The organism is Streptomyces sp. NPDC048411, assembly GCF_040704695.1.
GTDB lineage: Bacteria > Actinomycetota > Actinomycetes > Streptomycetales > Streptomycetaceae > Streptomyces.
This window is the reverse complement of record NZ_JBEZKL010000125.1, coordinates 1-21,354: the sequence shown is the minus strand read 5'-3', so window position 1 is coordinate 21,354 and position 21,354 is coordinate 1. Positions and strand designations below refer to the sequence as shown.

At 68.9% G+C, this 21,354-nt stretch carries 23 protein-coding genes and 6 pseudogenes; 13 read left to right on the top strand and 16 right to left on the bottom strand.

What is annotated here, in order from left to right; genetic code table 11:
* A partial coding sequence (locus AB0915_RS31085; protein ID WP_366694258.1) for an integrase core domain-containing protein occupies positions 1-164 on the top strand: 164 nt, incomplete at its 5' end.
* Between the two features lie 317 nt (positions 165-481).
* Here AB0915_RS31085 and AB0915_RS31080 read toward each other — a convergent pair.
* Complete coding sequence (locus AB0915_RS31080) at positions 482-760, bottom strand: hypothetical protein (protein WP_366694256.1); 279 nt, start codon at positions 758-760, stop codon at positions 482-484.
* Positions 761-967: 207 nt separating this feature from the next.
* Between AB0915_RS31080 and AB0915_RS31075 the strand changes: the two genes are divergently transcribed.
* Complete coding sequence (locus AB0915_RS31075) at positions 968-1,345, top strand: hypothetical protein (RefSeq protein WP_366694255.1); 378 nt, start codon at positions 968-970, stop codon at positions 1,343-1,345.
* 582 nt (positions 1,346-1,927) lie between these two features.
* Positions 1,928-2,200, top strand: coding sequence for a hypothetical protein (locus AB0915_RS31070; protein WP_366694254.1), 273 nt, complete (start codon positions 1,928-1,930; stop codon positions 2,198-2,200).
* A 277-nt stretch (positions 2,201-2,477) separates the two neighbouring features.
* On the opposite strand, the gene AB0915_RS31065 is transcribed toward AB0915_RS31070, so the two are convergent.
* Positions 2,478-4,100 (bottom strand): replication-relaxation family protein, encoded by a 1,623-nt coding sequence (locus AB0915_RS31065; protein WP_366694253.1) that lies wholly within the window; start codon positions 4,098-4,100, stop codon positions 2,478-2,480.
* 945 nt (positions 4,101-5,045) lie between these two features.
* Between AB0915_RS31065 and AB0915_RS31060 the strand changes: the two genes are divergently transcribed.
* A complete protein-coding gene (locus AB0915_RS31060) occupies positions 5,046-5,258 on the top strand; it encodes a hypothetical protein (RefSeq protein ID WP_366694252.1) in 213 nt (70 codons plus the stop codon).
* 516 nt (positions 5,259-5,774) lie between these two features.
* Here AB0915_RS31060 and AB0915_RS31055 read toward each other — a convergent pair.
* A complete protein-coding gene (locus AB0915_RS31055; RefSeq protein WP_366694251.1) occupies positions 5,775-6,098 on the bottom strand; it encodes a hypothetical protein in 324 nt (107 codons plus the stop codon).
* Entirely contained in the window at positions 6,095-7,903 is a 1,809-nt protein-coding gene (gene mobF / locus AB0915_RS31050) for a MobF family relaxase (protein WP_366694250.1), read from the bottom strand. The genes AB0915_RS31055 and mobF overlap by 4 nt, the downstream gene beginning before the upstream one ends.
* A 290-nt stretch (positions 7,904-8,193) precedes the next feature.
* Between mobF and AB0915_RS31045 the strand changes: the two genes are divergently transcribed.
* Positions 8,194-8,637: a GFA family protein gene (locus AB0915_RS31045; protein ID WP_366694249.1), complete on the top strand. Its 444-nt coding sequence runs from the start codon at positions 8,194-8,196 to the stop codon at positions 8,635-8,637.
* A gap of 420 nt (positions 8,638-9,057) precedes the next feature.
* On the opposite strand, the gene AB0915_RS31040 is transcribed toward AB0915_RS31045, so the two are convergent.
* The 7 genes and pseudogenes from AB0915_RS31040 to AB0915_RS31010 form a co-directional block, all read right to left on the bottom strand.
* On the bottom strand, positions 9,058-9,777 hold the full coding sequence (locus tag AB0915_RS31040; RefSeq protein WP_366694248.1) for a hypothetical protein: 720 nt from the start codon (positions 9,775-9,777) through the stop codon (positions 9,058-9,060).
* Positions 9,778-10,312: 535 nt separating this feature from the next.
* Positions 10,313-10,457, bottom strand: a pseudogene (locus AB0915_RS31035) (IS5/IS1182 family transposase); the annotation flags it as partial.
* 31 nt (positions 10,458-10,488) lie between these two features.
* Positions 10,489-10,740 carry an integrase core domain-containing protein gene (locus AB0915_RS31030; protein WP_366694247.1) on the bottom strand — a complete coding sequence of 84 codons (252 nt, stop codon included), beginning with the start codon at positions 10,738-10,740 and terminating at the stop codon, positions 10,489-10,491.
* A gap of 231 nt (positions 10,741-10,971) precedes the next feature.
* Positions 10,972-11,148 carry a hypothetical protein gene (locus AB0915_RS31025; RefSeq protein ID WP_366694246.1) on the bottom strand — a complete coding sequence of 59 codons (177 nt, stop codon included), beginning with the start codon at positions 11,146-11,148 and terminating at the stop codon, positions 10,972-10,974.
* Positions 11,149-11,237: 89 nt separating this feature from the next.
* Entirely contained in the window at positions 11,238-11,720 is a 483-nt protein-coding gene (locus tag AB0915_RS31020; protein WP_366694245.1) for an ester cyclase, read from the bottom strand.
* Between the two features lie 70 nt (positions 11,721-11,790).
* A complete protein-coding gene (locus AB0915_RS31015; RefSeq protein ID WP_366694244.1) occupies positions 11,791-12,354 on the bottom strand; it encodes an ester cyclase in 564 nt (187 codons plus the stop codon).
* Positions 12,355-12,391: 37 nt separating this feature from the next.
* A complete protein-coding gene (locus AB0915_RS31010; RefSeq protein ID WP_366694243.1) occupies positions 12,392-12,952 on the bottom strand; it encodes an NAD(P)H-dependent oxidoreductase in 561 nt (186 codons plus the stop codon).
* 211 nt (positions 12,953-13,163) lie between these two features.
* Between AB0915_RS31010 and AB0915_RS31005 the strand changes: the two genes are divergently transcribed.
* Complete coding sequence (locus AB0915_RS31005; protein WP_366694242.1) at positions 13,164-13,649, top strand: MarR family winged helix-turn-helix transcriptional regulator; 486 nt, start codon at positions 13,164-13,166, stop codon at positions 13,647-13,649.
* 101 nt (positions 13,650-13,750) lie between these two features.
* Positions 13,751-13,987 (top strand): annotated as a pseudogene (locus tag AB0915_RS31000) (hypothetical protein); the annotation flags it as partial.
* Here the strand turns inward: AB0915_RS31000 and AB0915_RS30995 are convergent.
* Positions 13,944-14,309: a transposase gene (locus AB0915_RS30995; protein ID WP_366694257.1), complete on the bottom strand. Its 366-nt coding sequence runs from the start codon at positions 14,307-14,309 to the stop codon at positions 13,944-13,946. The pseudogene AB0915_RS31000 and the gene AB0915_RS30995 overlap by 44 nt on opposite strands.
* A gap of 22 nt (positions 14,310-14,331) precedes the next feature.
* On the opposite strand from AB0915_RS30995, the pseudogene AB0915_RS30990 reads away from it, so the two are divergent.
* The 3 genes and pseudogenes from AB0915_RS30990 to AB0915_RS30980 all read left to right on the top strand — a co-directional run.
* A pseudogene (locus AB0915_RS30990) lies at positions 14,332-14,481 on the top strand (IS5/IS1182 family transposase); the annotation flags it as partial.
* Positions 14,482-14,642: 161 nt separating this feature from the next.
* Positions 14,643-14,882 carry a hypothetical protein gene (locus AB0915_RS30985; protein ID WP_366694259.1) on the top strand — a complete coding sequence of 80 codons (240 nt, stop codon included), beginning with the start codon at positions 14,643-14,645 and terminating at the stop codon, positions 14,880-14,882.
* Positions 14,883-14,968: 86 nt separating this feature from the next.
* Positions 14,969-15,241, top strand: a pseudogene (locus AB0915_RS30980) (transposase family protein); the annotation flags it as partial.
* Between the two features lie 69 nt (positions 15,242-15,310).
* On the opposite strand, the gene AB0915_RS30975 reads toward AB0915_RS30980, so the two are convergent.
* On the bottom strand, positions 15,311-15,745 hold the full coding sequence (locus AB0915_RS30975; protein WP_366694241.1) for a VOC family protein: 435 nt from the start codon (positions 15,743-15,745) through the stop codon (positions 15,311-15,313).
* 489 nt (positions 15,746-16,234) lie between these two features.
* Here AB0915_RS30975 and AB0915_RS30970 point away from each other — a divergent pair, with 489 nt between their 5' ends.
* Positions 16,235-16,495 (top strand): hypothetical protein, encoded by a 261-nt coding sequence (locus AB0915_RS30970; protein WP_366694240.1) that lies wholly within the window; start codon positions 16,235-16,237, stop codon positions 16,493-16,495.
* A gap of 64 nt (positions 16,496-16,559) precedes the next feature.
* Positions 16,560-16,868: a hypothetical protein gene (locus AB0915_RS30965; protein ID WP_366694239.1), complete on the top strand. Its 309-nt coding sequence runs from the start codon at positions 16,560-16,562 to the stop codon at positions 16,866-16,868.
* Between the two features lie 171 nt (positions 16,869-17,039).
* On the opposite strand, the pseudogene AB0915_RS30960 reads toward AB0915_RS30965, so the two are convergent.
* Together AB0915_RS30960 and ltrA are read right to left on the bottom strand one after the other, a co-directional pair.
* Positions 17,040-17,309: pseudogene (locus AB0915_RS30960) on the bottom strand (transposase); the annotation flags it as partial.
* Positions 17,310-17,548: 239 nt separating this feature from the next.
* On the bottom strand, positions 17,549-18,814 hold the full coding sequence (gene ltrA, locus AB0915_RS30955) for a group II intron reverse transcriptase/maturase (protein ID WP_366694238.1): 1,266 nt from the start codon (positions 18,812-18,814) through the stop codon (positions 17,549-17,551).
* 712 nt (positions 18,815-19,526) lie between these two features.
* Between ltrA and AB0915_RS30950 the strand changes: the two genes are divergently transcribed.
* Positions 19,527-19,697, top strand: a complete 171-nt coding sequence (locus AB0915_RS30950) for a hypothetical protein (RefSeq protein WP_366694237.1) — start codon at positions 19,527-19,529, stop codon at positions 19,695-19,697.
* Between the two features lie 273 nt (positions 19,698-19,970).
* Here the strand turns inward: AB0915_RS30950 and AB0915_RS30945 are convergent.
* Positions 19,971-21,354, bottom strand: a pseudogene (locus AB0915_RS30945) (excinuclease ABC subunit UvrA); the annotation flags it as partial.

The window sequence follows — 21,354 nt, the reverse complement described above, 5'->3', positions numbered from 1 at the left end:
TCCTCGACGAATGGGCCTACGCACAGCCCTACCGGAGCGAAGCCGAGCGACGCGAGGCATACCCCGCCTGGCTGCACACCTACAATCACCACCGCGGACACACCGCGCTCAAGGGCCAACCACCCGCAAGCCGCGTCCCCAACCTCACGGGTCAGTACAACTAGCCCCCGGCCGGCGGTCCGGCGGAGCAATTCTCCGACACAGGGTCATCCCGTTCCTGCCCCGCTCCCCGCCCCGAGGTCTGGAGGGCGGGGGTGAACCACCTGGCCCGCTGAAGCGGGTCGGTCGTCCACCCCCAGGAATCCACGCTGATCAGCCTCCGAACAGCCCTGGACGAGAACCGGTCCTCACGGCCGCTGCGGCCGGAGCGGCTGCGGACCGATGTCGTCCTCCTGGTGCTCAACGCTGTACGTCTGACCCGAATCCTGACCCGCACACCCGGACCGGCGCTGCCCCTCCTGCTCATTGGGGGTGGCCTGGGTCAGATGCGGAAGCGCGAGCGCCAACCGCCGGCCTTCTGCTCGGGCACGGCCTGGTACTGCTCTTGATGCCGCTGCTCGTCCGACCAGGCTTGTCGAAGGTCGATGACAAACCGACGGTCGCAGTCCCCGCACAGGGTCGGGTTGGGCTCTGGGGACGTGCCCCAGCCGACGCGCTCGGTCGCCTTCCACCGTTCGTCGGTGAACGTGGCACCGCACTCGGTGCAGACGGGGCGGCGAGACGAACCCTGGAAGCTCTGCTGCTCTGCCCCACTACGCACCGGCTCCTGGTACTCCCGCCCGACGGGGTCGAGGAGCGCTTCGAGGACGGCTGGGACGAGGGCGTACGCGCAGTCGCCACCGGTGCTGCGACTGGCTGATCAGGCCGCCGCCCCCGGCCCTCTCACGCTCGGCAGCCCGGCGTCGTGGCTCCGGGGGGAACGGCGACGGCGTCGGCTCCGGTGCCCCAGGTGTAGGAGGTCTTGGAGGTGGCGCGTCGGTGCACGTGGGCCCTGACCGGTCCGGAGCACTTCCTCATCCCCGATGCGTCGGAGGAACTCGCGTTCGTGGTCCTGGGCGCCGTACGCGAGAACGAGCGGGAGGGGTACGCCCAGCGGCTTCAGGAGTTCGCCGAACAGTATCGCGGGCGCTTGGAGGAGATGCTGCGTGGCTACGGGCCGGGCAGCGCGCCCGCCGTGCACGGCCGGTACTTCCTGGTCGGTCAGCCCGAGGCCCTGCCCATCATCGAGCGGATGGAGAGCGCCCCGTTCCTTCTGCGCAGTCGGTGGGAGAAGGCGGGTGAGGACGACGTCTTCCTGGACGACCTCGAGTTCGCGTGGGGGCCACGCATCCGCCTCAGCCGGTGAGCGGCCGGGGCGGGTGGCGGAGCCCGCGGGGAATCCCTTCCGGTCCAGTACCGGTGCGGGCAGTGCACCAGGGGGCGGTCGGGTCGTGGGCTTCGCGGCCGGGCCGCGCCGGGCGGTTCGCCGTCGCCGGGTGTCTGTGAGGCGTTCGGCGATCTAACAGGTCTATGAGCAGTGGAAAGGCCCGGGCCGGGTGGTCCGGGCCTTCGTCATGCCCTCGGGAAATTCCTTCCCGGCCGCTGCTGTCCGGGGGCTTCCAGACGACCGCAGGGGGTGAAGAAGCCCCTCCCGATTCAGGCCGAGACGTAAGCACCCGCGACCTGTCACCGTCCCGCTCGCTCAAACGAACTCACGTTGGAGGACATTCCCATGACCACCCACCAGGCATCCGGGGCAGTGAACGAGCCGACCGGCGCTACGCTGGAGATGCAGCAGCAGCCACCCTTGGGCTGGGCTCACGCCACACAGGGACGCTCTCACGCAGAGAGCCGAAGGACCGCCTACCGCGAGGCACCCCCTACCCACGCGGACGACACCCCACAGGTGTTCGCTGTCCTCGAATCCCACGCTCAAGGGAGCAACCTCATGACCCGGGACAACGATCCCGCCCCCGTCCAACCGTCCAGCCCGGTGCCCGCTCGGCCTCACCCGCCCAGAACGCCCGAGCCGGACTCCGGCAGAAGGCCGGCCTTCCTGCCGCAGCGCACTGTGCTGATCCTCTTCATCGCGGTGTGCGTGGGCATCGGTGCCGGTGCGCTTACCTTCTTCGTCAGCAAGTCGCAGCCGGGAGCTGTCCTTGCCGGTGGCACCGCTTTCGGTGGCTGCACGGCGTGGCTGAACAACCTGGTCGCGCACTGACCAGCCGCACCGGGGCCGGGCAGGGTCATCCTGCCCGGCCTCGTCGTCGGCCGGCCGAAGCCGGGCGTGCCTCAACAGCCGGTCAGGTGATGCGGGCGATCAGGGCGGTGGCGTTGTCCGCGTACGGGTCCCGCTGCGCGTGGGCGCGGTGGACAGCGTCGTCGACTTGTAAGACAAGTTGTAAGGCAACCTCCGTTGCTACCCCTGATTGCCACCACGCCGGGCAAGCCTCCCGGACGGGAGGCTTGCCCACGCCGCCAACAGGGGCTTGCCCGGGTCACCTGCGGAAGCGGGAGAACCAGCGGCTCTCCGCCTTCTGTTCGGGCAAGGTCTGCTCCTGGTGCTGGGGCCCGGTCGCCCAGGCCTGCTCCACTTCGGTGCTCTCCCGCCGGTCGCAGTCCCCGCACAGGGTCGGACGGGCCTCCGGGGGAAGGGCGTCCCAGCCGGTGCGCTCCACCGCCTGCCACCGCTCGTCGGTGAACGCCGCCCCGCACTCGGTGCAGCGGGGGCGACGGGCGTAGCGCAGGAAGGGCGTCCCCTTCGCCCACTCGGGAAGCGGCTCCGGGCGCTCCTGCCTGTCGGCCTCTCGGGCGGCGGCGACGGCCGCGTGCTTGCAGCCGTCGCACAGACGCGGGTGGGTGTCCGTCGGCGTGCTCCAGTCCGTCGTCTGCGTCGCCTCCCAGCGTTCGTCGGTGAACCTTGCCCCGCAGCCGGCGCAGACCGGGCGACGGGCCTCGCGCTCGGCCTCTTGCTTCGCGGCCCGCTCCTGGTCCGCCTGCCGTACCTGCGCCTGGTACCTCTCCTGCCGGGCCCGGCGCTCCTGGCGGGCGCGGGTGAGGGCAGCGTCGAGGCGGGGGTTGCCGATCGCCTCCAGCAGGCTCTGCGGGCCGCTGCGCCCGAAGCGGACGAAGACCGGCCCGGCCGGGCCGTGCTCGCGCAGCTGGTTCAGCCCGGTCGCGATGATCGGGACCTTGCGGTTGTAGACGTGATGGCCGACCTCGTCCCGCTCCCCCTGCCACAGGTGCCGGGTGAGCTCCATCAGGCGCGGGATGGTGCGGTTGGGGTTGCGCTCGCCGATCCGGTTGAACACCAGCAGCACCGGCGGGTGCGGCTGCTCCGCGCCCGGGTCGGCGGGAGGTGTCCAGCGGGTGCGCCACATCGGCCGCTCCTTACCGTCGCTGTCCTTCACCTTCCGCTTGAAGAAGCGGGCGTACTTCTCCAGCTTCGCCGCGAGCTCCTCGGCGGTCTCGTGGCAGTTGTCGACCTCGATGAACAGCAGCGGCACTCCGTCCTGCGGGGCGGTGAGCACGAGGTCGGCCTGGGCGCCGCCCTTGCCGGGCGCGTTCCAGGTGCCGGTGGCGGGCAGCGGGACCTCGGTCCAGTACGAGGCGATGGTGCCGATGCCGTCCGTTGCGTCGACGGCGGCCTGGGCGGCGGCCTGAACGTGGGGCGGGTCGTCGGCGAGCTTGGCGAGGTTCGGCTTCGGGCGCAGCAGTGCGATCACGGTCACGTTGACGGCCATCGGGTGGGAGGCCCCGCTGGAGCCCGCACCGCGTGCGGTGGAGCCCATCTCCGTCACCGGGCGCCGCAGCTCGTAGGAGGCGGCTGCCAGGCCCTTGGGGGTCAGGTTGCGCAGGGAGTCGCCCGTCTCGGTGGAGCCGCCGTTCTCGGACAGGCCGTGCTTGCGCATGTCGGAGAGTGCGGCGGTGTGCGAGGCGGTGCGGGCCTGCTTCTGCTTCGACGGGGTCGGCTTGTCGGCGTGACGGAAGATCAGGTGTGGAGCGCCGATCCGCTGGATCTGATCTGTTGTCGCGACCTTCAGTGCTCCGAGCACGCGCAGCACGTCGCCGCGGTAGCTGTTCGTCGACCCCGCCGGGTTGTTCTTCCGCTTCCCCGCCATCAGCTCTGCTCCCTCGTTGCTCGCGACCGGCCACCAGCCGACCGCCACCGCTGCTGCCGCCGCTGGCCGCGCCCGGCCTGGGAGGGCGTCCGGGCCCCCCGGAACCCGATGATCTCCTCCACTACGGACATGTAGAGGAGAGAAGAGGGTTGTGACGGCGCGGTTTTCGCGCCGATTACGGGCCTGACAAGGGGTTTCTCTCCGGCCTCGGGTGCCGGGCACCCGAGGGGGTTCCCAAGTGTCCTTCGAAGGGGGTGCCCAGGGAGTCCCCTTGGGCTTACCCGCCGCGGGCCGGCCTTCGGGTGCGATCGGCCCATGCGGTGCCGCTGCCCGGCCCCCGGGTGGGTGCTCGTCATCGTCGCGTCTCCTTCGCTGCCCCGGCCGGGGCCGTCGGGGCGAAGGAGCAGCGTGCACGGACGCCCCTTGTCCGCGGTCTAACCGTGGCCTGGTCAAGGAGAAACACGGCAACGGTCAGGGCGGTAGCAGAGGTGGACAGGGGGTCATGGTCGGGCTCGTGGTCTGACCGACCACGCTGGACAAGGGGACCCGGTTTGGCCCTTGCGGCCCCGATTCGCGGCCGGGAGACGGCTGCTCACCGCCGGTGCGCGGAATCTGTCCACAGGGCCGTGCCCCCAGCATCGGGCCCCTAGGCCGCCGCGATCCGCGCGGTGGCCCGTACATGAGAAGCCGTCATGCCCGACACCACCATGCCGCTCACCCCGATGACCCCGGACGCGGCGATCAGCGCGTTCAGCTACCTCCGGGCCGTCCAGGCCAGTGACGTCGAAGCCGCCCGCGCGTTCGCCGACGCCGAGTCGCGGATACCCGAGCTGCTCGTCGCCGTCGCCGAGCGGATCGTCGGCCCCGTCACCGCCCTGCCCGGCCCGGAGGCGGGAGAGCCGTGCGCGGAGACCCTTCGCCCTGGAGGCCCTCGGGCGGGTCCTGGTGACCTCCCTGCGGTCCTGGGTACAGGCCGGGCCGAACGCGGCGGAGGGCATCGCCCGTGCCGTCATCGACTTCGCCGTGCAGTTCCTCACCGAGGACCACGAGGACGTCGCCGATGTCCTGTGCCAGCTGGAGGCGGTCGGAGTGGGCCAGGCCCTCGATGCCCACCCCGCACCGGCCGGTGCACATCCGGTGCGCCTGTCCATCATGTAGTGCGCATCGAGGTCGGCGGTGGTGCGCACCACCGCCGGGCGGTGCCCGCACCGGTCATCACGATGCGCGCCACCGCACCAGGTGCGCGGCGCACGGTGGCGGGGTCCTCTATCACGCGCCCCCTTGACCGCGACCTGATCGGCGGCCGGAGCGTGCTGTGTCAAGGGGAAACAGGCCGGGTGGCGAACCTGGTCAAGGGGGGAATGCGGCCGCGCCTGGTCAAGGGGGCGGGCAGCGCGCACCGGTGCGGTGCGAGACATCGCGTGCGGTGCACCCGTGCGCGAGAGTGGCGTCCATCGTCGGATGGTGCGCACCGGGTGCAGCGGACATCGCAGTGGGCGCCAGAGTGGTGTCCATCGCCACCCCGGTGCCCACTGGGATGGAGTCCACTCGGTGGAGTCCACTCGGTGGAACCCATCGGGTGGAGTCCACTCCGTGGGTTCCACCCGATACCGGGCATCGTGCACTGGATGCAGAACATCACGCGCTCCACTCGGTGGACGATGCCCGGCATCGTCACCACAGCCAGGCGTTGGAGTGCCGCACCCGGGACAGAGCACGGGCATCGCGGCGCGCGGCAGCGTTGCCGATCCGGTTCTGCCGGGACCGGGGCCGGCGCGACTGCCCGGTGACGAAGCGACGGCGTCCGGCGTCCTGGTGCCGTCGCCGTTGCTTGCGGAGCTCCGCCTTCTTCTCCCGGTCGCTCTTCGGCTTCCGGGGCCGCTTCCAGATCGGCTCCCACGCCAAGGGCTCATCGAGCGCGGCGGCCATCTCCTTGGAGGCTGCGCGGGCGCGGGCGAGCGCGTCCTCAAGGCTGGGTTGTTCTTCCGGGGTGCTCACGCGACTCCTCCTGTGGTCCGGCTCGGTGTGTGCTGGGTGGCGGGCTGCTGGGGCGGCGGCGGGGCCGTCGCCGGGGCGGGTTGGGGTCGGGGGCCGCGGGCGACGGCGCGGTCCCGGATGCCGTCCTGGAGCTTGGCGGCCATCTTGGCGGCGGCAGCCTCGACCGTCCTGCCAGTCTGCTCCACTGTGGCGACGTCGGTCGTCCGCTCCCGGCCGGGGCTGGCCTTCCGGTCCGGGCGGGACGGCCGCAGGTGCTTCGGGGTGGCGGGCACGGCGACGGTGTGCGGCCGGGTGCGGGAGTTCAGGCGGTCCCCGCGGCGTACTGCGCGGACCCGGGCGGTCAGTGCGCCGGCGGCGAGGCGTGCTCGCTCGTACGGGGACGCGGTCCGCATGCGGGTCAGCGGGCGCAGCACGGCCTGGTCCTCGGTGTCGCGCGGATACAGGGCGCGCAGGTCGGCGGCCATCATCCGGCGACCGGCCGGGCGGGTGTAGTCGTCGACGACCGCTTGCACGATCTGTTCGTCCAGGCCGGGCTGGTGGGGTCGGCCCCGCAGGACGTAGGCGAGGTGGCGTCGGGCTTCGGCAAGCAGGTGCCAGCGCTTGAACGCCCCGCACATCACGTACACCACGGCGACGGTGTCGACGGCGGCCAAGGCGATGTCGAGGACCGGGCACACCCGCGCCCAGATCGCTGCGGCCGCCGCCCGGGCGCGCTCCCCCAACCGGGCAACGGTGGAGGCGCCGTACGCCCGGGTAGCCGAGGCCCGCCAGCCGGCGCGCAGCTCGGACAGCGACCGCGGCTCCTTGCGCTTGTGCGGGCGGGTCTGGTCGGCGGCCTGCCGGTCCAGCGCGTAGGTGGCCAGCTCCCCCGGCGGGTACCCCTGCCGCTCTTGGTAGTCGGCCACGAGGACGGACAGCGCGTCGGCGATCTGCTGGCGGCGAGTCGACTGCCAGCCGATGAGCCGCTGGTCGATCCCGGCGATCTCCATGACCGGCCGTCGGCCGGGCGTCACCTCGCGCGGCTCCCACGCCCACCCGAGCCGGGCAGACACCTCCTCCATGAAGTAGAGGGAGTACAGGGTGCCGGCCGCGACGATGTGCCCCAGCATCGAGTCCGCCGACAGGTTCCCCCACGTCCCCTTGTCGTCCGGCCGCCGGGCACGGATCGACACCACCGCGTGGTCATGGAGTAGCGGCTTCCCAGCCCTGGACTCGTAGTGCCGGAACACCGCGACGATCAGCCCGTCCCGGATCGGGGCGCGGTGCTTGCCGCCGCTCCCCCAGCGGATCTCCGCGACCGACTCCTCAAACCACGCCAGCGTCTTGTCCCGGGCGATGTCCTGCCACAGCTCCAGCACCAGGCGGTACTCCTCACCGAGCAGCGCCCACGCGATCTGTGCCGTCGGCGGTGCCCGGAACACCAGGTCCATGGCCAGCCAGGGCGAGCGCTCCTTGGCCTTCTCGGTCTCCGGTGACTGGTTGTGCTCGATGGGCCTGCCCAGCACCGTCGCCCGCCGCGCCTTCGCCGGATCGTCGCCCGCCTCCAGGCGCTCGCGCTCGATCCGGTCGGCGTCCGGGTGCCGTCCCTCCCCCAGGAGCAGCTGGGCTTGTCGTTCGGTCACCACGTCCCCGGCGACCAGGCCGACCGCGGCAAGTCCCCGTCCCGTCCAGAACCCGGCCGGGACACCAGCTTCGTCCTGGGCGGCGCGCAACGGCGTGCCCGCAGGACGGTGGCCGTCGCCGACCAACACGCCGTTGCAGTAGTACGGCCAGCCCCTCGGGCCGATCTTCGCTTCGCTGAGCATCCGGCCATGCAACCCCGCCCTCGACCTGCGGGAACGTGATCCCGTGGGGCGGGAGACTTCACCAGACCTTCATGCTCGATCCCGTCGGATGGGCGTCGGTGCGCTCGGAGCTCGACTGCGCCGGCCGCACTCATCGTCAACAAGCAGGTCGCCACGAGCCGGGGCTGTTCACCATGAGGAGTGAACATATTCCCGCCCACAGAGCCTGGAACCTCAAACACCAGCACGGTCCTCACAGCCCGGCATCACACTGATGCTCCAGCCCTCGTCTGCATCATGGGAGATGCTCGATGACCAGACCAACCTCCACACCCGAGGTACGAACGGGCCGATGCCAGTGCGGAAACATCACGTACAAGGTGACCGGCGCCCCGGACGACCCCCACCTGTGCTCCTGTGAGCACTGCACGCTTATTTCCGGCTCGCCGGCGATGGCGTGGGTCGGGTTCCGCAGGGAGGAGCTGACGTGGACCGGCCCTGGCGGTGAGCCGACCTGGTTTGCGACCTGGCCGACCCTGCACCGCGGCTTCTGCCCGCGCTGCGGGACTCACCTCGTCTCCGTCGCAGACAACTCAGTAGTGATCATGGTGACGAGCTTCAGCCTCATTGAGCAGCACGGGCTCGAGCCTGTCGGACACAGTTTCCGGCAGGTCGCCGTGCCATGGATGGCCATCACCCTCGCCCCCGACCGCTGCACCAGTAACGGTGGCGGGGCCGCTAGCCCGCCCGTATAGCAACGGGGGCTTGCCCGCCTGCGAACTACGCGGGGAAAGCTCAACCTCGGTAAACAGGACTGCAGTGCCAAGACAGCCTGTGTACGACGCCGCCCAGCAGACCCGCGGATTCCTCGCGTACACCTTCCCGTCTCGCTAGCCGGACCCGGACCGTCTGGCAGTGCCAGCCCGTCCCGACGTTGTCGGGGCTGCTTACCGCCCGACTCGGCATCCCCTGAGCCGAACTGCCCCCAGCTTCAAACGGATTGCTGCGACAACCCGGCGGTGAAGGTCTCTCACCTCACTCGATTCCATGGCGCCTCGTGGCGCACCGACCCGCTACGACAAACGGGCCTACGTATTCCAGGGCACTGTCGCGGTCGCCTCGATCCGGCTGTGGCTCTGCACCTGAGACAGAGTCGCTCGCCCCCAATACACCGCTCACATGAGAGGGCAATTGGAAGACGCGTACTCATCCGCGATGTTGAAGACGCTGGCACAGCGTGGGCATTCCGCCTGACCGAAGAGATGGGTGATTCCGTCGGCGAGCACAACTTCCCCATCGCGGACGGCGATCTCATGCATCCAACGACCGATGCCGGAGAGCCCCTCGGGGGACGCCGGCCTCAGGTCGCGTCGGTCCACGTCGCCCAGGTTCCAGTCCCGGATCGCTGAATAGCGTCCGCAACCGCCGATGGCGATCGTCACCTCCACAGCGCAGTGAGGGCAGGCGACCTGGTAAAAGTCGTCCGAGAAGTCCCCCAGGACGGCACTCCAGTGGTAGTGCCCTTCGACCGCGATCAAGTCGCGGAATGTCGTGAGGTAGTCGTCCGGCCGCGACCGCAGGCGCCGATCCAGCAGCTCACGGAACTCCGCGATCGCTTCGGTACAGCCCGCCAGCAGGTCGTCGCAGCCGTGGCCCCCTGCCGCGCGCTGGACAATCGCCCCAGCCAGCCCGCGCGCCCGCGCGCTCCGCGACGCTAGACACACCAGACGCGGCAGTGCGGCAAAACTGGCGGGAAACACCAAGTCGCACTCGAGGACCAGCCGGTAACCCAACTCATCCCACGCCTCTGCGTCGTCCTCGCGCTCGGCCCGCGCCAGGAGCTCGGGGACGCGATCGACGTCCCCGTAGCAGTCGTACATCTGTGCCCAGTTCACCACCTGAGCATTTAGAAGCTGTTTCTAATGCCTGCATGACAAGTTGAGAGCCTGAGTGGCTCTTCCTGATCCCTTCTCAGAGCAGTGCGAAAAACTTGCTGGACGTCGCATGGGGCAGCGGTAGCGTGAAGCTTCCTGACCTGCGGAGCGCGCCCTCGGATCGGATGATGTGATGTCGATCTCCGGGCAGGACCGACATCCTCACGCACGGCGGCCGGTCAACCTTGTCCTAGCCGGTCCCCAGGTGAACCCCGACCGGCAGTAGGCTCTCAGCCGGCCATGTGAGGGGGTTGCTGTGTGGCGCGTACTTGCGCACATGATCTTGGGCGCGGCGAGGTACATGATCACGCGCATGATCCTGGGCTTCGCCATCGCCATGTTCTTCGTCTACTGGGTCTACGACAGATGAGCCCGGAAGCAGGACAGCGGCTTCCCGAAGGAAGCCGCTGTCCTGCGAATCCATTCCGAATGGGCGATGTACTTGGCTCCGGCCAGGATCGTGACCTGGGGTACGTGGTGGGTACCCCATGGCGAGTGCTGAGGAGGAGCAGGGCGGGCGGTCAGCCGTCGGGCGGCGCCGGTTTCCTCGGCCGGCTGGGGGTAGATCCCTTCCGCGCAAGGCGTCTGGTCATGAGGGTGATCGCGGCCCAGGTGATCAACGTCTCGGAGTGCTGGATGAGTGTCAATCCCCCGGAAACGTAGAGGCCTTCCTTATGCGGCTTGGCCCTTCTGATGGTGGTTCTCGCGTGCTTCGCTGATGGTGCGTTCGAACTCGATGGGCGGCAGGCCGGCGGCCCCGCTGTGTCGGCGGCGTGGGTTGTAGAAGTCCGTGATCCAGGTGGCGATCTTCAGCCGGGCCTCGGTGCGGGTGGCGAAGTGGTGCCGGTGGATGTACTCGACCTTGATCAGCGAGTTGAAGGACTCGGCAGCGGCGTTGTCCAGGGCTGATCCAACTCGTCCCATGGACTGCACCACAGGTTCAACCAGTGGATGCAACACCGGCTTATTTGATCGATAGTAGATAGTCGTTGAGGGCTTCGGCGGGTGTCTTCCAACCGAGGCTCTTGCGGGGGCGACTGTTGAGCGTGGCTGCGACCGCCTCGATATCCCCCGCCGCCCATCGAGTTCGAACGCACCATCAGCGAAGCACGCGAGAACCACCATCAGAAGGGCCAAGCCGCATAAGGAAGGCCTCTACGTTTCCGGGGGATTGACAGTGCGGATCTCGATGTCGGCGAAGGACTTGTCGAAGCCGCTGGCCTTGATCCCGTGCCCGTCAAGCCGCCAGTCCTCTCCCTTGAGGTCGACCGCCGCCGCGGCGATGGCGCGGCCGGCCTGGCTCAAGCTGCGTGTCAGCGGCGTGAGAAGCACTTTGATTGTGGTGACAGTCGGCGTCGCCGCCGGCGTCTGCCTGATCTTGATGGATCGCGCTTTGCTGCCAGCAGAGCACCGTGGCGGATCTATCCGGCCAACTTCTGGAGGAACGCCGTGAAGTCGGCGTCCGACCAGTGGTCGATGATCATTCCGTCCTCAATCCGGTCGACTGTGGTCGCGGTGAAGGACGCGTAGCGTCCGGTCGGCGGGTAGTCGAGGAAGCGGCCCGTGTGGTGTCCGCCCAACAGCCAGCGGGTCGCCACCTTGTCGCCCTCGGCAAGCTGGTCGAAGACCGTGATGGCGAGGTCGTCGAACGCCGCGATCAGCTTGCTGTCCATCTCCAGCCAGGACTGCCGGTCGAACCCGGGGACGTGCATCACGACGTCCGGGTGGATGTAGCGCTCCCAGGACGCCGGCAGGTCCCGCAGGCGGTAGCTCTCGTAGAACTCCCGCACGATGCGTTTCGTACTGCTGCTCGTGGCGGAGGCCGGGGCCGTGGTCGTGAGGGCGAGGGCGCCCCCAGCGAGCGCGCCACCGACCAGTCCGCGTCGGCTCATGGACTTCTTCATGTGCTGCCTCCCGGTGGTGTCGTCGTGGATGTTCCGTGCCAGTCGTGGTCAGGGTGACGGTGACGGTGTGTCAGGCGTTCTCGCCGCGCAGGATCTCCAGGAAGCGGCCGAAGTTTCCCTCCGACCAGTGCTCGACGGACTGGCCGCCCACGACGCGGTCGACGGAGATGCCACTGAGGTGGACCTCTCGGCCGGACGGGGGGATGCCCAGGATTGTCCCTGTGTGGACGCCGCCGAGGCTCCAGCGGGTGACCACCTTGGTGCCCTCCGCGATCTGGTCGAACACGTCCAGGCGGTAGCCGGTGAGCGACGCCTTCAGTTCGAGGTCGCCCGCGACCCAGGCCGAGCGCTCGTTGGGGCCGTCGAACCCGTGGAGCACGAGGTCCTTGGAGATGTACCGCTCGAAGCCGGCGGCCAGGTCGCCGTTGTAGCTGGCGTAGAACGCCGCGGCGACCTGGCGCGGCGAAAGGCGCGAGCGCGACGCGGCGTCGGATGAGCGCTGGTTCTGCGCCTCGGCCGGAGTGGCCGTCGCGCTGAGGGCCGCGGCGGCGCCGAGGCCGGTGAGGGTGCCGATAATCCGGCGCCGGCCGGGGGCGGGGACAGGTGCGGCCTCGGTGGGCTTCTTGGCGGTCATGCGAGCTCCTGGTGGACGAGTTGTCGGGGGCGCGGGGTCAGTGGGTGCGCAGCGGGGCGAGGGCGTTGGTCCAGGCGATGACCTGGTCGAGGGTGGTGGTGAGGGCATCGTGCTGGGCGTCGATGGGCTTGAAGGCGCTGAAGTTCTCGAAGTCGTTGAAGAGGGAGAGGGCGACCTGGGAGCGCACGTCGGCCATCTGGAGTTCGCCGGCGATGAGACGAAGGTGCTCCACGGCCCGGGTGCCGCCGGTCGCGCCGTAGCTGACGAAGCCGACGGCCTTGTTGGTCCACTCGGCGTAGAGGAAATCGATGGCGTTCTTCAGCGCGCCGGGCACCGAGCGGTTGTACTCGGGGGTGACGATCACGTAGCCGTCGAAGGACCCGATCTTCTCCGCCCAGGCCTGGGTGTGCGGCTGGGCGTACTGGCCCATCGACGGGGGGTAGGCCTCGTCGAGCAGCGGGAGCTTGTGGTCCGCCAGGTCGACGAGTTCGAACTCGGCGTCGGTGCGCCGGACTGCGCTCTCGTGCACCCAGCGGGCGACGGCCTCGCCGTTCCGTCCGGGGCGGGTGCTTCCGAGGATGATGCCGATCTTGGTCATCGTGGTCCTCCACGTTCTCTTGCCGGGCGGCCCGACAAGTGCTTGCCACGTCAAGTAAGTGCTTGACGGGTGAAGTACACCGGAGAACTGCTTGTCGCGTCAAGTACTTGGTGAAGGCGTGTCAGTAGAGGTACGTCTGTGGGGGCGCAGGGGCGGGATCGGCCCGCACTCCTCGCAGCTCCTTGACCCGTCAAGGAGTTAAAGTGAGGAAATGCCCTCCGACCAGCAGCCATTGCAACCCCTGACCCCGAGCGAGGAGGCGTTCGTCCGTGAGCTGAGCCGCGTCATGCTGGCACTGCCACGCGCGGTCGACGCCGACATCGTGCGCGAAGCCGGGCTTCCGCTCTCCGAGTACACGCCCCTGATGCACCTGTCCGAGACGCCCGGGAAAGCGATGCGGATGAGCGAGCTCGCCGCCGCCTGCAGCATTTCCCTCAGCGGCATGACCCGCGTCGTCACCCGGCTGGAGAAGCAGGGCTGGGTCGAGCGCACCAAGTGCGCCCAGGACGGGCGTGGATGGAACGCCGCTCTGACCGACACCGGCCTCGCCCGCCTCGAACAGGCCTGGCCGGCGTTTCTGGTCAGCGTGCGACGACACCTCGTCGACCACTTCAGCGGCCAGGACCTCACCCACCTCACCGCCACACTCCAACGCGTCGCGACCACCGAGACCGGCCGAGCTGATGTCGCACCCTGACCAGCAACATGATCGGCCGGACAAGTCCTGGACGCGGCCAACATCCCGCCCTTGAGATTCAAGAACAGCGCCGTCTGGGCGTGGCAGTCGGACAACGTGCGGTCACCGAGACATACCAGCGCATCCTGCAGGTGGGGGCCGATCGGGCCCGGCTCGTACAGGGGCCGGTGGCCTGCCAGGAGATGGCCGCACAGTTCGGCATGAACGTGGTGCCGGCGCGGGCGGAGGCGCTGCGGTCGAAGGCGGAGCGCCTGGTGGCGCGGGGCTGGCTGGCCGAGCCGGCTGCGGGCCGGTTCACGCCCGCGCTGGGCGTGAACCCGCCAGGCGGCGGCTCATGACCATGGTCATCGACCAGTAGACCATCGCCTCGGCGCTGGTGGTGCGGCGCTCGACGTCGCGGACCAGGCGGCGAGTGCGCATCAGATGGGCAAAGGGACGCTCGACGATCCACCGCTTGGGCAGCACCACGAAGCCACGCATGTCGTCGCTGCGTTTGACGATTCCCAGCACCAGGCCGAGGGCGGCCAGGCAGTGCTCGACGAGACTGCCGGTGTAGCCGCCATCGGCCCAGACCAAAGCGAGGCGGTGGTGCGCCTCGCGCACCCGCGCGAGCAGGACCTTCGCGGCGGTACGGCCGCCGACATCGGCGCTGGTGACCATCACGCCCAACAGCAGGCCGAGGGTGTCGAAGTCGGCCGCCAACCGCATCATCGGCCACCTCGGACCGTCGCTTGCGCTTCAGCCCCGTCAGCGGTTCCGTAAGGACGCCATGCTGATCGTCGACGGCACCCTAGGGCCCACGCGGGATCATACGGTTGCCGAACAGTCGAAGACATCTCATGTCGTGGGTGGGTCAAGCTGTGGGCTTCACCACGGGGTCGAAGGCGGTAGCGTCCTCGGCATGCTGGACGGTCATGATATCTCGGTGGCGCTGCGAGGCGGGGTACGCACTCGCGCGCACGCCCGGGACTTCGCGCGCTGGTTCGCCGACACATGGATGGGCCCCCGCTGGAGTCAGCTGACGGCTGCAGCGACGACAAGTTGGCGGCCATCGAAGCCGAGCTGGGCTTCGAACTCCCGGCTGCCCTACGCGAGGGGTACGCGCTGTTCGGGCGCCGACAAGACCTGACTCAGCAGCAGGACCCCCTGATCCCGGCGACAGGGCTCTACGTCGGCGCCGCTTTGGGCGGCGTTCTGGTCTTCCGCCATGAGAATCAGGACTGCGCCTTCTGAGCGATCCTCCTGGCCGAGATCGAAAAGGATGATCCACCGGTGGACCTCCCGGGGCCCTGGGTCCGCTGACGCCGGCCCGCCCGCCGGCTGCCGTCGGCCGGGCCACGGTCATCGCGGACGGCGGCAATCGGGGCACTGGCCTGCTCATCCCGCACCGCCGTGAACGCGGCCAGACCGAACTGCCGGCCTGGAAAGAGGAGCACAACACCTCCCACCGCAAGGTCCGGGCCCGCGTCAAGCACACCTTCGCGCGGATGAAGGCATGGAAGATCCTTCGTGACTGCCGCCTGAAAGGCGACGGCGTTCACACCGCGATGCTCGGCATCGCCCGGCCGCACAACCTCGCCCTCACGGGGTAACTCCCGCCGCATACGAGACCAGAGAGGCCCAGGGGAGGCGGCTCCCCGCCTCCCCGGCCCGGAGATTGCTCAGTCGATACAGAATTCGTTGCCCTCGATGTCCAGCATTGGGATGCACGACTCGTTTTCCTCATCGGCATACAGCGTTTGCACGTGGGTGGCGCCGAGCGCAACCAGTCGTGCGCACTCAGCTTCGAGCGTGGCGAGGCGCTCGTCCCCCACGAGCCCGGTGCCGACCCGGACGTCGAGATGCACCCGATTCTTGACGATCTTGCCTTCGGGGACGCGCTGGAAGTACAGGCGCGGGCCCACGCCCGAGGGATCACTGCAGGCGAACCATGCACCCTGCTTCACAGGAGGCAGGGTGCGGTTGAAATCGTCCCAGGTGGCGAACCCCTCCGGTGGCGACGGTATGACATACCCCAACACCTCGCACCAGAAACGAGCGAGGCGCTCAGGCTCTGCGCAGTCAAAGGTGACTTGGAACCTCTTGATCACTGACATCGGCGCACCATAGCAGGCACACTCTGCCGCTCATTTCCCCAGACAGATCCACGGCCGAGGCGTCGGCCGGGTCGAGATGGCCCTCAATGAGTGGTGTGCATCGTGAAGTTGCTGGTCACGGGTCTGGTGTGAGGGTCAGGAGAGCTACTCGTGCTGGTCGTCGGCCGGTGTCCACGGCGAAGATCGTCTGACATGTCGTTCGGGGCCGTTCTCGGGTTCTGCTGCGCTTGCTGCGGTACCGCTCCTACGATCCGTCACCGGGCCGGTACGCCGGGAGAGCGTGGGAGGGTGTGGGGATGCGGGAGCTGGAGCAGATCACGGCTCGTCGGAGTGAACTGGACACGTTCGCTGCGGAGTTGGCCAAGCAACTGCAGGAGGTCCAGGCCGAGAGGGAGGAGCTTGTGATCGCCGAGCGGGTCCTGAACCGGCTGGCCGAGCAGGACCAGGCCGCCAAGGAGGCCACCGCGACCGTCGCCACCGCCCGCCCAGGTGGCAGGGCGGGCGGTTCTGCTGATCCCGCACCGCGGCGAGACTCCCGACGAGTCCGCCCTGCCCGCCGACTACCGCGAGATCCTGGCAATCGTGCGGGCCGCCGAGGGCCCGGTCCAGGTCAGGGCGGTGGGCGAGGAGCTGGGCCTTCAGGTGACGGTGCGCGGCAAGCTGGAACCGTTGCGCGCGAAGATGACCAAGCTCGCCGACCGCGGCTGGCTGCACAAACGCCCCGACGGGAAGTTCACCGCACGCTCGTAGCCGCGCCGCCGACGGGTGCCTGATGACCGTAACCTGCGGGCCCCCGGCGGCAGTTGAGTTTGGTGTGAAGAAAAACAACGGTCTCACCGGGGGCCCTGACGGCCTTGTCTACACCGCCCGCCTGCCGCTGTCGAGTGCGACCCTGAACTGGCTCGCCGACCTGATACGCGGCCGCTTGAAGAAGATCGGCTCGCGGTGGCGGGCCCTGCCCCCGGGGAAGAACGCCGCCATCGTGCTCGCGGTGCTGCGCTGTGATCAGCGGCCGGCCGACCTGGCCGGCGGCAACGGGATACACCGCACCACCGTGACCGGTGGGTCAGGGAAGTCGTCGGCCTACTGGCCGCTCGCGCCCCGCGCCTGGACCGCGCCCTGAAGAAGATCACCCGCACGGGTGGCGGGGTGGTCCTCCTGGACGGCTCGCTGATCCGCACCCGGCGGCGCACCGGGACACAGAACCGGAAGAACTACTCCGGCAAGCACAAACACCATGGCCTGAAGCAGCGCGCCACCCGGGGAACCCTTCGGCTTGCCTGGCCTCCGGCCCGACGGCGAGCACGATCCGCCCGTCGGCCGCCTTCGGCAGCGGCAGGCCCGCCAGCGCGCGGCGCAACCGTGTCGGCTCCGGCCAGCCACGGTCCAGCGCCGCGTACAGCGCACCGTGCCCGCGCCGGTGCTCGACCGCCAAGGAGAGCTCGACCAGGGTTTTCACCGGCCCGTCCGCGCACAGCACCGCGTCGGTGAGCTCGAAGAGCGCGTCTGCGCGGCTGTACAGGCAGTCGTAGAACTCGACACGAAAGTGGGACAGGACGCCCAGTGCGGCGTCGGCGGGACCTGCAGGAGCGAGACTCTTCACCAGCGGCCGTTCCTTCACGCGACGTTGCTCGACACCTCGAAGCGTGAAGAACGGCCGTCCTGCTGTCCCTCGAAGAACACGAGATCAGTGGGTCGAGTGAACCGGCGCGGGTCGGGTGGCCCGGTCGGGTGGCCGGAGGGGATCGCACCCTCCGGCTCCCACAGAACGGAGCGTGACAGTCTCCCGTCACTCCGCTCTTGTCATCCTGGTCCCCAGGCCGAGGTGGGGGTCCACCTCCAGTGCGCGAACAGCCGGGGGTGGCGCTGAGCCGCCCCTTGCAGGGCCTTGATGGCCTTCATCTGTGCACCCAACCGTTCGTACTTCGCTTGGAGCCATCGCACCAAGTAGGCGTTGATGCGCGTCAGAAGCGGACGCATGGCCGATCGGTAGTACCGGCCGTAGTACTGCATCCAGCCCGCCACGATCGGATTAATCCGCCGCGCGAGCTCCGTGAGCGTGAGGTTCGTCCAGCGATGGAGCCGCCAGGAGCGGATCTCCTTGCTGATCTTCTTCTGGGCGTCCTTGCTGATCGCGGGAAGGAAGGGCCAGAACGGCCGCCCCTGCCCGTCCCGCGCCGGGCGCTGGCGGAACGTGAACCCCAGGAACGTGAACGACGTGTGCTCGTAGGAACCTCGCCGCTTGTCGTCCCGGCAGTACACGATCCTGGTCTTGTCGGGATGCAGCCGCAGCCCGACCTCACCCATCCTGTCTCCGAGCGCCTCCAGCACCTGCCGGGCCTGGCGCTCGGTGACGCAGTGGATCACTGCGTCATCCGCATAACGCTCGAACTGGACAGCCGGGAACTCCCGTTCCAACCACAGATCGAACGCATAATGCATGAACAGGTTCGCCAGCACCGGCGAAACCGAAGATCCCTGAGGGGTTCCCCGGTCCCGCTCAACCAAGGTGCCGTCCGGCATGCTCAGCGGAGCGCGAAGCCACCGCTTGACATAGAGCAAGACCCAGGCGGCATCGGTGTGCGCCTCCACAGCCCTGACCACGAGGTCCCACCGGACGGTGTCGAAGAACTTCTGGATGTCGAGCTCGATCACCCAGTCCTTTCTCCAGCATCGCTCCCGGCAGCGTTCCACCGCGTCCAGAGCCGACCGTCCGGGCCGATACCCGTACGAGTCCGGGTGGAACACACGTTCCGCCCGTCTCACCAGGTGTTTGGCCACCACGGTCTGGGCAACACGGTCCGCGACACACGGGATGCCCAGCATCCTCGTGCCACCGCCGTGCTGCTTGGCGATCTCCACCGCACGCACCGGCGGCGGGAAGTAGGTCCCCGAGGACATCCGGTTCCAGATCTTGTAGAGGTTGCCCTTCAGATCCTTCTCGAAGTCCTCGATCGACTGTCCGTCCACACCCGGCGCGCCCTTGTTCGCCCGCACCTCATCCCACGCCTCCATCACCTCCCACTTGAAAATCTCAAACGGCTTGGCCTGCGACTTCAGCCGGTCCATCACGTTCCTCCCGGAGCACTTCCGGTTGACTCGACATCACAGCCACGGACGACCCGGCCCCTTCGCTCCACTCCCATTACAGGAGCTTCAGCACTACTACGAACCGGTCCGCCAGCGCGCCTCGCATCGGTACTCGATCCCTTGTGGTGTCCGCCACTTGGGACACTCCCTCTCGCTCACCCTTCAAGGGCGGGCAGTATCGGGGCTCGCCTTCTCCTGTTCCATACGAGAGCGGCAGACCGGGCTCACGTCGTCTACACGCCGGACACCGCCTGGCCAGTAAGCGGATGGCCGCCAGGATCATCCCGGAGTTAGCTAAAGACCCCGGTTTCGATGCCATCTGTCTGCTTTACGACGCTTCAGCAACGATTCGCTTACGCTCGTCTTCCCGATCCCCACCTGACGCCTCTTACGACGCCTTTTTCCTCATCGCTCACCACGACAGTCTTCGGCTAACGCGGCATGAGGCGGTTTGAAGTCTCCTTCCGCAAGGCGACTTCGAAGGGCCTTCCCTCATCTCTCGTACAGCATCGATTCCAGAAGCTGTCCTACGACCAACTCCCTTTCTCGTTCAGGACACAATCAGCCAACGCAGCTTGAGGCGGTTTGACGCCTCCCCCCGAGGGCGACGCCGAAGGGCCACAAAACCTTCACCATCTGCACAGCACCGCAGCAAGTGGGTCTGCCTACATAAACCTCACTCTCTGCGCTCGTGGCGCACTTAAACGCCAAGCTCAGCCGCGCGAACCAGGAAGTCCGCCCGCTCCTGGAAGCGCACGGCCACCACATCACCGCCTCCACCGCACGCTTCCGCACACCAGCCGACATCGCGACGTTCCTCGCTCCCAACCCCACCCAAAGCAAGATCAAGAAGGCGTGTTGATGATCTGCACGCCCTTACGCCGAGGTGTAGAAAAGTGTGCAGATCTTGCAGCCCGGAAAGTCCCTGAAGATCCACGTCGGAACACTACTCGCGTGTGCTCCCCACGTCCGCGGGCCGACCACCTACCTCCCACTGCTGGTCTGTGCCGTTTCTCGAGCCCGACGGGACACAGGGGAGGGATAACCCGGCGGTTCGACTCGGCAGCAGTTGACGGCTGACGGCACGGCACCGCAGCGTCCTGCGACCCTGCTGGTCGCGCCGGCACGCCGTACGTCAGCGCCGTGCGTCCTCCGAGGCGTCCAGGAGCGGCAGGCCGGCCGCGTACCGGCGGAGGTATCCGGCGGTGGGAGTGTCCGCGCCGGCGACGGTGTCGGGGGTGCCCTGCGCGACCACCGCGCCTCCGTTGGGACCGGCTCCCGGTCCGAGGTCGATCACCCAGTCCGCGGACGCGGCGACGGGGATGTCGTGTTCGGCCACGACGACGGTGTTGCCGGAGTCGAGCAGCACGTCGAGCGCGTCAACAACTCGCTGGATGTCGGACGGGTGCAGGCCCGAGACGGGTTCGTCGAGGACGACGAGGCCGGCCTTGCGGCTCGCCGCGCCGCGCTGGATCGCGGACGCGAGTTTGAGGCGCTGGGCCTCACCGCCGGATAGCTCGGTGGCGCTCTGGCCGAGTCGGAGGTAGCCGAGCCCGACCCGGTCGAGCGCAGCGAGGGTCTCCGCGAGCTGCCGGGGTTCGGTGAAGACCTCCCCGGCCTCGGCGACGGTCAGGTCCAGCACCTGATCGACGGTCAGCCCCAGGTAGGTGACCTCCAGGGCCTCGGGCCCGTAGCGCCGGCCGTCGCACGTGTCGCACACCACCCACATGTCGGGGAGGAAGTGCATGTCGACGAGCCTGCGCCCGTAGCCGGTGCAGGTCTCGCAGCGGCCGCCGGTGGCGTTGAAGCTGAACCAGGAGGCGTCGACGCCGCGCGCGCGTGCCGTGTCGGTGGCGGCGAACAGTTTGCGGACGATGTCGAACGCCTTGCTGTACGTGGCCGGGTTGGACCGCGGCGTGCGCCCGAGGGGTTCCTGGTCGACCACGGCGACCCAGCCGAATCCGTCGAGTCCGGTCACCGCGCGCACGGTGTCGGCGGCCGTGCCTTTGAGGGCGGCCGCCGCGCCCACGGCGAGTGCGCCCAGGACGCTGCTCTTGCCGCTGCCGCTGACCCCGGTCAGGCAGGTGAGCCGCCCGGCAGGGAGGCGCAGCAGCTCTGCGGCCGCGTTGTGGGCGCGTAGGCCGTGCAGTTCCACCCAGTCGGCGTCATCGTGGACCGGGCGGGGGGTACGGCGCAGCCGCGGCCCGTTGCCGGCCAGGTAGCGGCCAGTGGCCGAGGCGGGGTCGGCGGCGGCCAGGGCGGGTGAACCAGAGACCAGGACCTCGCCGCCGAGGCAGCCCGCGCCGGGTCCCATATCGACGATCCAGTCGGCACGGACGATCAGTTCGGGGTCGTGTTCGACGAGGAGGACGGTGTTGCCGGCTTCGCGCAACTCCAGGGCGATGTCGAGGAGGTGCTTCTTGTCCGCCGGGTGCAGCCCGGCGCCGGGTTCGTCCAGGACGAAGCGGCCTGCGAGGCCATCGCCGGACAGCGGCCGGACGTCGCCTTCATCACCTCGC